The following is a 12249-nucleotide window of genomic DNA, read 5'->3' as shown; positions in this document are numbered from 1 at the left end:
ATGCCGCAATGCAACATGGGAGGCAAGATCAACCGGAAATGCCATATTTGCGAAGCTTGCGGGCAATCGCAGTGTGCGAGATTCCAAGCCGTTCGGCAAGCTTCCGCGAGCTTGGATAATCCGGGTAAAGGCGCATCAGCATTTCACGTTCGAGCATGTCGATCCCATCGGCAAGGCTTCCTTGGGCGATGGCGGCATTGATCGGGTCGGTTGCGGGGGCGGTGGTTGCCGGATCGCGGAGTTTGCCGGGTTCATCCGCGGCCGTGGCGGGCGGGTTGCTTGCGGTTGTGGTCAGGTCGCGTGCGGTCAGGATGTCGCCATCCAGAAGGGCGACGGCGCGAAACAGGGTGTTTTCCAGTTCGCGCACATTGCCGGGCCAGTCGTGGCTGGCAAGCCAGGATAGGGCGTCCCTTGCGATATGGGGTGTGGGGCGTTCGGTTTGCTGGGCGGTGCGGGTGACGAAATAAAGGGCCAGTTCGGCAATGTCTTCGCGCCGGTCGCGCAAGGGCGGGAGGGTGATGCCAAGGACGTTAAGGCGGAAATAAAGGTCTTCGCGGAATGTGCCGTCATGCGACATGGCTTCAAGGTCGCGGTTGGTCGCACTGATGATGCGGACATCCACCGCAATTTCATCCGTGCCACCGACACGCCGGAACCGGCCATCCTGCAACACGCGCAGAAGCTTTGCCTGTAAATACGGTGTCAGTTCGCCGATTTCATCGAGAAACAATGTGCCACCATCGGCCAGTTCCAGAAGCCCCGGCTTGCCACCACGCCGCGCACTGGTAAAGGCCCCGGCGGCATAGCCAAACAGTTCGCTTTCGGCCAGGCCTTCGGGCATGGCGGCACAGTTAAGGGCCAGAAACGGCTGATCGGCGCGGTTGCTGGCACGGTGGCAGGCGCGGGCGAAAAGCTCCTTCCCCGTGCCGGTTTCACCCAGGATCAGAAGCGGGGCGTCGACCGATGCCAGTCGTTTTGCCTGTGCCTTGACCCGTGCCAGGATCTTGCTTTGGCCGATGATGTCGTCAAATCCGGTGTGGCTGCGATCCTGAAGGGCGGTCATGACGCGGCCAAGGCGTGCGGCCCGGTGAAACACCATGACCCCGCCCCACGGCTCGTCATCGGCGGCGTCGGTGCCATCATCGACATGGCCGATGGGTTCGACCTGCAACAGATAGGTCTGCCCGCCCAGTGTGACTTCGCGTTCCGGCAGGCGGAAATGGCTTTGGCGCAGGTCATCAATATCCGGGTCGGTCAGGAAATCGGCCAAGGGGCGGTCGCGCAGCGGCGCATCGGGGGAGCCTGCGATATTCTGGGCGGCCGGGTTGGCCTGCGCGATCAGGCCGTTGGCATCCACCGCGATCACCGGATCGCCAAGGGCGGCAAGGGTTGCGTGCAATTGGGCGCGTCTGCGTTCGGTCGGCAGGCGGTCAATCGGTTTGACGTCCTCAATGCCGGGTAGCTGCATCAAACGATGGGCCAGCAGCGGAAAGCGTTCCGGCCGGATTGCCGGGATATCGGCAAAGATATGATGGGTTGTGACCTCAAAGGCGCGGATATCAAGTTTGAAATCCGCCAGCACATTGACGACGTCCCGCGTGATGCCGACCCTGTTTTCCCCGGTGATTTCAAAACGCATGACTGTACCGAAATGTTTACGCTGTAACGAAAACTATACAGTCGTAAGGGGCTGTTTTCCAGTGGTTTTGCCAAAATGTCGCCGTTGGTGAAGGTGTTTGTAAACTTAAGTTTACAGTTGATCTAAGGGCGGTGGCGCTAAGTAATTGAAATACATGGGTTTTCAATTCTGGCATGGGCCTTGCGGTTATGGGGGCAGAACACTTTAGATAACGGGAGCCTTTCATGTCTGATCCGCGTCACACCAAATCCGGTTTTGCCACCCGCGCCATCCATCATGGGTATGATCCGCAAAGCCATAATGGCGCGCTGAACCCGCCGGTTTACATGAGCTCCACCTTTGCGTTTGAAACCGCCGAGCAGGGCGGGCGCATGTTTGCCGGGGAAGAGCAGGGCTTTATCTATTCGCGTATTGCCAACCCGACGCTGGCCCTTCTTGAAAGCCGTCTGGCGGTGCTTGAGGGTGGTGAAGCGGCCCTTGCAACCGCGTCGGGCATGGGGGCGATCACGTCGGTCTTCTGGACATTCATTGCGCCGGGCGACGAGATCATTGTGGACCGCACCCTTTATGGCTGCACATTCGCCTATTTCCGCCACGGGCTTGAGAAATTCGGGATCAAGCATACCCATGTTGACCTGACCGATCCGAAGGAACTTGAAAAGGCGATTTCGGACAAAACCAAAATCGTTTATTTCGAAACCCCGGCCAACCCGAACATGCGCCTGGTCGATATCGAAGCCATTTCCGACATCGCGCACAAACATGGTGCCCAGGTCGTGGTCGATAACACCTATTGCACGCCGTATCTGCAGCGCCCGATTGAGCTAGGGGCTGATATTGTCGTGCATTCGGCGACCAAATATCTGGGCGGTCATGGTGATCTGATGGCCGGTGCGGTGATTGGCCGTGCGGAAGACCTTGAACAGGTTCGCCTTGTTGGCCTGAAAGACATGACCGGTGCGGTCCTGTCGCCGCAGGATGCCAATCTGGTGATGCGGGGGCTCAAGACGCTTGAACTTCGTATGGAACGCCATTGCGACAATGCGGAAAAAATCGCGGCCTTCCTTGAAAATCATCCGAAGGTTGAAAAGGTTTTCTATCCCGGTCTTGAGAGCTTTGCGCAATATGAACTGGCGAAAAAGCAGATGGCCCGCTTTGGCGGCATGATCGCGTTTGAACTTAAAGGCGGGATCGAAGAGGGCCGCAAGCTTATGAACGGTCTTAACATGATCACGCGCGCGGTCAGCCTTGGCGATGCCGAAACCCTGATCCAGCACCCGGCATCAATGACCCATTCGACCTATACGCCCGAAGAACGCGCCGAGTATCAGATCACCGACGGCCTGATCCGTCTGTCCGCCGGTCTTGAAAGCATCGACGATATTCTTGCCGATCTTGAGCAGGCGCTTGACGGGGATCAGATGGCGATTGCCGCCGAATAATAATCCGGTATTTCCCGAACAAGGGAGGCGGACCGCACCCCCCGAACGATTTTCGGTCCGTATAAGGTTGCGCATGGCGTGGGTGCCGTTCCACGCCATGCGGCAACCGCCTTGGCAGGGTTAGAGCCTTTTCCGTTTAGATTGAAGCGATTTTGCTCGCGTTTGGCGAACGGTTTTGCAAGGCACAGCGCGCAAGGGCGATGCGGGGCATCGTTCAAGCGGTGTAACGTAGCGAAACGTCGCCAAACCCGAACCCTTCGGGCCGGGACATTCTTCTGCCCCGCAGCGTCAAGGATCTTGACCGTAGCCCCGCTACGCTCTGCGATCCTTTCCTTGCAGGACAGAAGAATGCCTTCGGCAAAACGTTCAATCTAAACGGAAAAGGCTCTAAGGCATCCCGAATCGGGATTGAAGACAGCCAAAAATCAATTCCGGGCCTGTGTGCCTCATTCGACGAATTTCAAAAAACTTGCGTGGGCTGAACGAGGGTTTTTTGAAAGTTTCGTCAATCCTGCGATTTTTGTTGCTTTCGCTTGATTGGCGCTTCGTAGCAGCAAAAATACGCAAATCCATACCGAAATAAGGCGTGCGGCAAAACCGGTGATGCCGGGCCGAAACGCTAGCGAGAGGCGAGATAAAGATGTCAGCACAAAACAGCACACCTGAAATTGGCGAAATGATCGAAGCAACCTCGACCGGGCGCGTGGCGGCCAAGGATCTTGAGATGCTGGGCCAGATTGAAAAAAAGGTGCGCTGGCTATCAAGCTGGACCATCCATAACGCCAACCATATCCGCCCGAAGCGCGATGGCATCAAGGTCGGCGGCCATCAGGCAAGCTGCGCATCGATGACCACATTGATGACGGCGCTTTATTTCAATGTCCTGCGCCCGCAGGACCGGGTCGCGGTCAAGCCGCATGCATCGCCGGTTTTCCATGCGATCAATTACCTGTTTGGTCGCCAGACCAGGGAAAAGCTTGAAAACTTCCGCGCATTTGGCGGCGCGCAATCCTATCCCTCGCGGACCAAGGATGGCGATGTTGTCGATTTTTCGACCGGGTCGGTTGGGCTTGGCGCGGCGGTGACCAACTTTGCCGCGTTGACGCAGGATTACCTGCGTTACAAGGATATGCTGCCGCGTGGCGAGCAGCCCGGTCGCATGGTTGCGCTTGTTGGCGATGCGGAGCTTGATGAAGGCAATATCTATGAGGCGCTTCTTGATACCTGGAAGCATGATATTCGCAATGTCTGGTGGGTGATTGATTACAACCGTCAAAGCCTTGACGGCATGATCGATGCGCATCTGTTCCGCGTGATCGGCCGGTTTTTCCGGGCGGTCGGCTGGAACGTGATCACCATCAAATATGGCCGCAAGCTGCATGATGCCTTTGCCAAGCCGGGTGGCAGGTCATTGAAAAAATGGCTGAACGAGGCGCCGAATGATGTCTATTCCGCCCTGACCTTCCAGGGGGGTGCGGCATGGCGCAAACAGATCCTTGGCGATATGCCGGGCGACAATGCGCTGGCAAGCCTGCTGGGCGATTATGATGACGATGCCCTGCATGACCTGATGACCAATCTGGGCGGGCATTGCATGGAAGCGGTTCTTAATGCGTTTGATTCCGTTCCCAATGACAAGCCGACAATCTTTATCGCCTATACGGTCAAGGGCTATGCCACCCCGCTTCAGGGGCACAAGGACAACCATGCGGGCCTTATGAATGTGGCCCAGATGGATGCGTTCAAAAAACAGAACAATGTTCAGGACGGGCAGGAATGGGATTACGCCGCCGGTCTTGACGTGGCCGAGGACAAGGTGCGTGCCTATATCGATGCAGCACCGTTTAATGACGGCAAATCGCGCAAGAAGCTCGCGACCGTCATCGACATCCCCGAAATGCCCTATGCCCGGGTTGATACATCGAGCACGCAGGAAGTTTTTGGCAAAATCCTGAACGAGCTTGCGAAAATGAAGGATAGCGATCTGGCGGACCGGATCGTCACCACATCGCCCGATGTGACGGTATCGACCAACCTTGGCGGGTTTGTGAACCAGCGCGGGCTGTTTGCGCGTGAAAATCTTGCCGATGAATTCCGCGAACGCAAGGTGCCCTCGGCCCAGAAATGGATCAGATCGCCCGAAGGCCAGCATGTCGAACTTGGCATTGCCGAAAACAACCTGTTTTTGAACCTGGCCGCCCTTGGCCTGTCGCACAGCCTGTTCGGGCAGCGGCTGTTTCCGATTGGGACGCTTTATGATCCGTTCATTGCACGCGGCCTCGATGCGTTGAATTATGCCTGTTATCAGGATGCGCGGTTTATGGTCGTTGCCACGCCAAGCGGTATTACGCTGGCGCCGGAAGGGGGTGCGCATCAGTCGATTTCAACCCCGATGATCGGCATGGGGCAGCCGGGCCTGACCAGTTTCGAGCCAAGCTTTGGCGATGAACTTGCGACCATCATGGGCTGGTCATTTGATCATCTGCAAAATCCCGAAGGCGGATCGGTTTATCTGCGCCTGTCGACCAAGCCGCTGGCACAGCCGGAACGTGATCTTTCCGATGCCACCAAATCCGAAATCGTATCGGGTGGGTACTGGCTGCGCGAGCCGGGCGAAAATTGCAAAATGGCGATTGCCTATTGCGGGGCGATGGCCCCCGAAGCGATTGCCGCGTGGGAAAAGCTTGAAGCCGATCATCCGGGGATTGGCTTGCTTGCGGTGACATCGACTGACCGGCTTTATAACGAATGGCAGGATCTGGAACGGGCGCGCCTTGAAGGCAAATCGGACGGGCGCATGGCCCATATCGAAAACCTTCTGAAACCGCTGGCATCGGATGCGCGTCTTGTTACCGTGATTGACGGTCATCCGGCGGCATTGGCGTGGCTTGGTTCGGTCCGCGGTCACGCCGTCGCCCCGCTTGGCGTCAATGCGTTTGGCCAGTGCGGCGACAGCATTGATCTTTATAAATATTACCAGATCGATACCGATGCGATCATCCGCGCGACCAAACGCTGGGATTGATATCCATCTGGAAATCTGTGTTAACGGCCGGGAAATTCCCGGCCGTTTTGCTTTGCGGACGGAAATGTAATCAGGGTCACTTGCGCTGGCCCCGGGGTGCACACACATCTGCGCGCTGTATGCTGTGACAATATTGATCATTGGCGCATTTTGGGGGCTTTGGTTATGGAATATCTGATGTTGCTGGCGGGCCTTGCCGGTCTGTTTTTCGGGGGCGAGGCGCTGGTGCGTGGCAGTGTCGGGATTGCGCAGCGTCTGGCGATGCCGCCGCTTCTGATCGGCCTGACCGTGGTTGGCTTTGGCACATCGACCCCGGAATTGCTGGTTTCGGTTGATGCGGCCCTGCGCGGGGTTTCCGATATTGCGCTTGGCAATGTTGTTGGATCGAATATTGCCAATATTCTGTTGATCGTGGGGGTGTCGGCCCTTGTCTGGCCGATCCGGGTTTCTGGCGATACGCTGAAACGCGATACGGCGGTGATGATGGCGGCGGCCATTATCCTTGTGCCGATCTTTGCCTTCGGGATGATGGGGCGTGTTGCCGGGGGGATCCTGTTTGCATCGCTTGTCGCTTACCTCGTGTTTGCCTATCGCCAGTCGCGCAATGGGCCCAATGCGCCGCTTGCCGATGAGGGCGATCTGCCGGTTCTGCCGGTTCCGGTGCGTGGCTTGTGGCTGTCGCTGATCTGGGTGATTGGCGGGCTGGTGGCGTTGATGTTTGGCGCGCGTTTCATGGTCGATGGGGCGGTGACGATTGCCCGGACCTTTGGCGTGTCCGAGGCGTTTATCGGGCTTACGGTTGTTGCGGTGGGTACTTCCCTGCCGGAACTCGCCACCTCGTTAATCGCGGCCTTGCGCAAGCAGTCGGAAATTGCCATCGGCAATATCGTCGGATCGAACATTTTCAACATTCTGGGCATTCTTGGCCTGACCGCCATCATTGCCCCGATCCCGGTTGCCAGCCGCTTCCTGACCTTTGATCTGCCGATCATGATTGCGGCGTCGCTGGTTCTGACTTTGCTGTTGCGCCGTCAAACGGTCGGGCGGGGGATCGGGATTGTGATGCTTGTCGCCTATGGCGGATATGTTCTGACCGCGCAGTAAAATATTGCCAATCAGCACGGGCGCGATCCGGCCTTTTGCAGGGCATTGCGATCAAAGGCCTTACCGCGAAAAGTTCAACAGGAGGGCCGGGTGCCCTCCTTTTTGTTGAGGATTTATCGGTCGCCGTTATTGACGGGAATGTGAATTATAAGTACTAGAAAAAATCGCATTTATAAAAATTGAACGATAATAAAATGTTCAATAATGGGCCGGAAATGAACCAATCCTATGAAAATTCGCAACTTTCGCGCGCTTTATCCGGCGATACCGGCCAGCACGCATAAGGAAGCCATCCGTGCCGGGTTCGGGGCGTTGATCGGGCTGGGGGTTGCCGGTTTCGTTCTGTCGTTCCTTGATCTGCATGCTGCCGGGCTTTATCTGATTGCGCCGTTCGGGGCGTCATCGGTGCTGCTGTTTGCCGTACCAAACAGCCCGCTGGCCCAGCCGTGGTCAGCGATTGTCGGCAACTCTGTTGCTGCCCTTGCCGGGGTTGCGGTTTGTTATGTGATCCCTGACCCGGTTTTGCGGGTGGCGGTGGCCGTGGGGCTTGCCATTACCGTTATGATCTTGGCGCGCGCGGTTCATCCGCCGGGCGGGGCGGTTGCGATGGTTGTTGCCATGAACCCGGATATTGCAACCGAGCTTGGATTTCGGTTTGCCATCACACCGGTTACCGCGATTACGGTAATTCTTGTTCTGACGGCAGTGCTTTATGCCCGGGCGACCGGGCGGAAATATCCGTTGCGTCACTTCGATGACAAGGGGCCGTATCAAACCGCGGACCGCGCCCCGATCGAGCGGCTTGGTCTGGACGAGAGTGAACTGAACACCATTTTACAGCAATATCGCCAGTCGCTTAACCTTGGTGTCGAAGACCTGGCCCGTCTGATCGGTGCCGCCGAATTTCAGGTCGCGGCCCATCGCGCCGGGCCGATCACGGCAGGGCAGATCATGTCGCGCGATCTGGTGACGGTGAATGCCAAAACCCCGCTTAACGAGGTCGCCGACCTGTTTCGTCGCCACAGCTTTACCTCTTTACCGGTGGTTGGCGAGAGCGGGCAGTATCTGGGTGTGATCTTTCAGATTCATCTGATCCGGCGTGCCCGCGAAGATGCACTGCGTCTGGATCGTGGGTTAATGGCGGCAATGTCGCGGCTGATCGACCGGCAGCGTAGCGCACCGGTGCGCGCCATCGAGATCATGTCGGTGACAGAGCCGCGTGCCACGGCAAGTACGCCGATTGCCGCCCTGTTACCGTTGATGGCCGATGGGGCATGTGATGCGGTGCCGGTTGTTGAATCTGGTAAGATCATTGGTATTGTAACGCGTACAGACCTGATTGCTGCCTTGGCCCATGCCGGGTTGAGCCATGGTCAAATCCATCACAGTTCAGAATGAACGTGTTTTGCGGAATTGGAAGACAGTATGACTGATACCGTCACCTTATCGATCAAACAGGCCGAAAAACTTAGCCTTGCCGTGCTTGAGGCGGGCGGTTTCAGCCATGAACATGCCAGTGCGATCATGCGCAGTGTCATTGCAGCCCAGATTGATGAATGCCATTCCCATGGTCTGTATCGTTTGATCGGATGTGTGCAGACTGCACGTAATGGCGGGCTTGATACCCATGTGCTGCCTGAAATTATGGATCAGGCTCCGGCAGTTACCCGGATCAATGCGCATAAGGGGTGCTCGCTACTGTCATTCGAGAAAGGCTTGCCTTTTCTGATTGAAAAAGCACGCCATTGCGGGATTTCGGTTCTGGCGATCAATAACAGTTTTCATTTTTCGGCTCTGTGGCCGGAGGTTGAACAGATTTCCGCCCATGGGCTGGTTGGTATGGCGATGACGCCGACCCATGCCTTTGTTGCGCCAGCGGGGGGAACAAAACCGCTTTTGGGGACCAATCCGATAGCCTTTTCATGGCCGCGTCCGGGGAAAAACCCCTATACGTTCGATTTTGCCACCAGCGTTATTGCACGCGGCGAGATCGAGCTTCATCGTCGGGCTGGCAAGGAAATTCCTGAAGGTTGGGCGATTGATGAAAACGGTCAGCCGACAACGGATGCCACCAAGGCGCTTGCAGGGGCGATGCTGACCTTTGGCGGGCATAAGGGATCCGCACTTTCGACCATGATCGGTTTGCTGGCCGGGCCATTGATTGGGGATGTTCTGGGGCACGAAACCCATGCGGCGTCCGAAGATAGACCGGGCAATCCGCATCACGGGGAAATCATTATCGCCTTCGCCCCGGAAACCTTCCTTGGCGAAGAGGCGCAAAAACACTTTGATCACGCTGAGGAACTGTTTGAGCGGATTATCGAACAGGGGGCACGTCTGCCATCACAGCGCCGGTTTGAGGCCCGTGAACGTAGCCGCAAAAACGGGGTGACGATCCCCAAGGCGCTGCATGATGAGCTAAGTATTCTGGCCGAAGCTGTTTGACATCACGGTATAGGGATGGCTGGGGGCTCCGCCCTTTTTCGGTATTACGGGAAAAACGCCTGCTTGATGCCATCGATGATGAACTGAACCGCAAGGGCGGCGAGGATCATGCCGAGCAGGCGGGAGATCACGGTCGCGACCGTCGGGCTCAGGCGTTTGGCGACCAGATTGGCCAGAAGGAACATGGTCAGCGCGCAGAGCATGACAAGGCCGACAACCGCGACGACGCTGACCTGCATCACCACGCTGTTTTCATATTTGCCCATCAGCAGCATCACGGTCGCGATGGAACCGGGACCGGCGAGGAACGGGATCGACATCGGGAAGATCGAAATGTCGTCGGGTTCTTCGTCGGGTTGTGCCGGTTTGGTGTCGGTGATCTGCTGATCAAGTTCGTGTTCGTCTTCAAGTTCCTGATGAACCTGTTCGGCGCGCTGGTTGCGTTTCTGGCTGCGGCGTTCAAACAGCATTTCAAGCGCGATCAGGAACAGAAGTGTTCCGCCGGCAATCCGGAAGGCCGGCATGTGAATGCCAAAGATGCCCAGCACGCTTTCGCCTACCACGGCAAAGGCGGCAAGGATCAGGAAGCTTGCGATGCAGGCCCGGATCGCCATGCGGCGGCGATGTCTGGTATCGGTGCCCTGTGTCAGAACGATAAAGACCGGCACCAGCCCGATCGGGTCGATGATCACAAATAACGTGACAAAGGCCGGGATCAGTTCGCTCAGCATGTCTAGGCTTGGCATCTGGTTTCCTTTGTCCGTTCGTAGGGTCCTGACCCTAAGGCTGATCGTTTGTCATAGTGCCAATTGCGACCAGGTTTGTCGCCGCAAAACTGAGGCCGTATATCGGCCCGGCCACGCAAGGTAAACCTTTATGTCGGCGGCAAAATGCAATCGGCTGTTGTCGATTTTCGTGATTTTAACGGCTGCGGCGACGATTGCGCCCGTATCGTCCGGTATTTTCCGGCCAGTCGACATAATCAACGGGCTTTTTGCGTATCCATCGGATGAATGTCTGCATATCGGGATGGGTGATGATTTTTTCCGGTGTATCGAAATCGCGCGCCAGTGTGGTTTCGTCAAACAATCGGTGGATCATGCGATGACAGACGCGGTGCAGCCATTGGGTATCCGTGCCGCCCCTTGATTTTGGCGTCCAGTGATGCCGGTCGACACTGTCGCCCGCGATCATCTTCCGCCCGCAAATCGGGCAGGGACCAAGTTCCTGATCTGGGGTGGATGATAGGGGCATGAAAGAGGGTGTCGTTGTTGTCGGATCGGGTTAGTTTGCGCCGGGTGGACGCCGGTTTTCAAAGAATTTCTGCCATGTGCCGGGTTTGAGGTTCCGCAATGCCCGGATGCGCGCGCCGACAGACGGATGGGTATCAAGCAGGGATGGCGGTTGCGTGCTGCGATAGGCGATCAGACGCAGGCGGCGGCGATTGATCTGATCGATATGCAAAAGCGCATCGATCATGTCTTCGGGTCCGTTCAGAAGGTCGCTTGCGCCGTGATCGGCAATGAATTCACGATCCCGGATTACTGCGCGCTGCAACAGGAAGCTGATTGTGGGTACTGCCCCGAAAATGATGATCATCCATGCCGGCGGGTTCAGATCGCCAAAGATGAAAACCATCAATCCGAACAGGGCCACCGTCCAGGTCGCGCGATACAGCACATCGGTCATCAGAAGGATGCGGGTATCGCCATGCCATGCGTGGGCGATCTCGTGCGCCAGAAGGGCGCGCATCTGGCGCGGGGAAAGGTCATGCAGAGCGTCGCTGGAGATTGCGATGGTGGTATCCTCGGCGGTGCCGGTGGTGATCGCATTGACCCCCTTGCCCGGCAGAAGGAAAAGTTTGGGTAGGTAATCAAGCCCGGCACGGCGCGCCAGCATGGCCGCCATTTCGTGAATGGCGGGGAATGATCCGCTATCGAGTGGCCGGGCACGCAGAAGCTTCATCAGGATTTCGGGCGAAACCATGGGGGCAAGCATCAGCATCAGCGCAACCGCAATCGCAGCCGAAATCGCCATCGACAATCCGCCCAGCATCCATGCGCAGGCCGCAAGAACACCCGCCATGCAGGCCATCAAAGGAAAGGTGTGCGATGCACCCCCCGGGCTGATGGCAAGAAAGCGTTGCAGGAAGCCGGGGAGATCTGACTGGTTGTTTTCGTCGTTTTCCATGCGGTTTACCGATTCTCTTTCCCTGTATGAAAAGTTGTTCCTTTGCGCCGGAACAGCAAGGGCAGAGAATTTCCCGGCAGGTGGTTTCAAGGTTATGTCAAAAGCCGTGGTATGGATTTGAGATCGCGCAATTCAAACCGGAAAATGAATGATTTCCAGTATGTTGCCCGTGAATTGCGGCTATCGGTTCGATGGCAGGGCGTTGCGGGTGGGGCCGGATTCGCAGCCAATGATCGCATCCGGGGATGTGCGAAAGACGGCATTATTGCCCGCAAATCGTTGAACTTCCTTAATTTGTTAACACATCCTTATATGTTGCCCTAGAATAGTGCTTATGCAATCGGATAGGTGGCTCGTAACAGGTTTGTCGCGGGTCGTTTGGCGCGTGCACCATATTTGATATG

The 12249-nt window shown here is 56.9% G+C and carries 9 protein-coding genes; 5 read left to right on the top strand and 4 right to left on the bottom strand.

Features of this window, described 5'->3' with window-relative positions:
• Positions 1 to 28: 28 nt before the first annotated feature.
• On the bottom strand, positions 29 to 1639 hold the full coding sequence (locus J7395_RS03350; protein ID WP_209220518.1) for a sigma 54-interacting transcriptional regulator: 1611 nt from the start codon (positions 1637 to 1639) through the stop codon (positions 29 to 31).
• Positions 1640 to 1863: 224 nt separating this feature from the next.
• Between J7395_RS03350 and J7395_RS03345 the strand changes: the two genes are divergently transcribed.
• From J7395_RS03345 to J7395_RS03325, 5 genes are all read left to right on the top strand, one after another.
• Positions 1864 to 3081 (top strand): methionine gamma-lyase, encoded by a 1218-nt coding sequence (locus tag J7395_RS03345; RefSeq protein ID WP_209220517.1) that lies wholly within the window; start codon positions 1864 to 1866, stop codon positions 3079 to 3081.
• A gap of 640 nt (positions 3082 to 3721) precedes the next feature.
• Entirely contained in the window at positions 3722 to 6106 is a 2385-nt protein-coding gene (locus tag J7395_RS03340) for a transketolase (RefSeq protein ID WP_209220516.1), read from the top strand.
• Positions 6107 to 6271: 165 nt separating this feature from the next.
• Positions 6272 to 7210 (top strand): calcium/sodium antiporter, encoded by a 939-nt coding sequence (locus tag J7395_RS03335; RefSeq protein ID WP_209220515.1) that lies wholly within the window; start codon positions 6272 to 6274, stop codon positions 7208 to 7210.
• A gap of 228 nt (positions 7211 to 7438) precedes the next feature.
• Positions 7439 to 8608, top strand: coding sequence for an HPP family protein (locus tag J7395_RS03330; RefSeq protein WP_209220514.1), 1170 nt, complete (start codon positions 7439 to 7441; stop codon positions 8606 to 8608).
• A 27-nt stretch (positions 8609 to 8635) separates the two neighbouring features.
• Complete coding sequence (locus tag J7395_RS03325; RefSeq protein WP_209220513.1) at positions 8636 to 9655, top strand: Ldh family oxidoreductase; 1020 nt, start codon at positions 8636 to 8638, stop codon at positions 9653 to 9655.
• Between the two features lie 44 nt (positions 9656 to 9699).
• On the opposite strand, the gene J7395_RS03320 is transcribed toward J7395_RS03325, so the two are convergent.
• From J7395_RS03320 to J7395_RS03310, 3 genes are all read right to left on the bottom strand, one after another.
• Positions 9700 to 10401 carry a MarC family protein gene (locus J7395_RS03320; protein ID WP_247741938.1) on the bottom strand — a complete coding sequence of 234 codons (702 nt, stop codon included), beginning with the start codon at positions 10399 to 10401 and terminating at the stop codon, positions 9700 to 9702.
• Positions 10402 to 10576: 175 nt separating this feature from the next.
• Positions 10577 to 10909, bottom strand: a complete 333-nt coding sequence (locus tag J7395_RS03315) for an HNH endonuclease signature motif containing protein (protein WP_247741937.1) — start codon at positions 10907 to 10909, stop codon at positions 10577 to 10579.
• 30 nt (positions 10910 to 10939) lie between these two features.
• A complete protein-coding gene (locus tag J7395_RS03310; protein ID WP_209220512.1) occupies positions 10940 to 11845 on the bottom strand; it encodes a M48 family metalloprotease in 906 nt (301 codons plus the stop codon).
• Between the last annotated feature and the right edge of the window lie 404 nt (positions 11846 to 12249).

Origin of the sequence: Thalassospira sp. A3_1 (genome assembly GCF_017744215.1) — a bacterium.
Taxonomy (GTDB): domain Bacteria; phylum Pseudomonadota; class Alphaproteobacteria; order Rhodospirillales; family Thalassospiraceae; genus Thalassospira; species Thalassospira lucentensis_A.
This window is presented reverse-complemented; position numbering and strand designations above follow the sequence as displayed.

Excerpts from the sequence above, each read along its gene's own strand:
- J7395_RS03350 (WP_209220518.1), bottom strand. The coding sequence starts at position 1,639 with ATGCGTTTTGAAATCACCGGGGAAAACAGGGTCGGCATCACGCGGGAC.
- J7395_RS03345 (WP_209220517.1), top strand. The coding sequence starts at position 1,864 with ATGTCTGATCCGCGTCACACCAAATCCGGTTTTGCCACCCGCGCCATC.
- J7395_RS03340 (WP_209220516.1), top strand. The coding sequence starts at position 3,722 with ATGTCAGCACAAAACAGCACACCTGAAATTGGCGAAATGATCGAAGCA.
- J7395_RS03335 (WP_209220515.1), top strand. The coding sequence starts at position 6,272 with ATGGAATATCTGATGTTGCTGGCGGGCCTTGCCGGTCTGTTTTTCGGG.
- J7395_RS03330 (WP_209220514.1), top strand. The coding sequence starts at position 7,439 with ATGAAAATTCGCAACTTTCGCGCGCTTTATCCGGCGATACCGGCCAGC.
- J7395_RS03325 (WP_209220513.1), top strand. The coding sequence starts at position 8,636 with ATGACTGATACCGTCACCTTATCGATCAAACAGGCCGAAAAACTTAGC.
- J7395_RS03320 (WP_247741938.1), bottom strand. The coding sequence starts at position 10,401 with ATGCCAAGCCTAGACATGCTGAGCGAACTGATCCCGGCCTTTGTCACG.
- J7395_RS03315 (WP_247741937.1), bottom strand. The coding sequence starts at position 10,909 with ATGCCCCTATCATCCACCCCAGATCAGGAACTTGGTCCCTGCCCGATT.
- J7395_RS03310 (WP_209220512.1), bottom strand. The coding sequence starts at position 11,845 with ATGGAAAACGACGAAAACAACCAGTCAGATCTCCCCGGCTTCCTGCAA.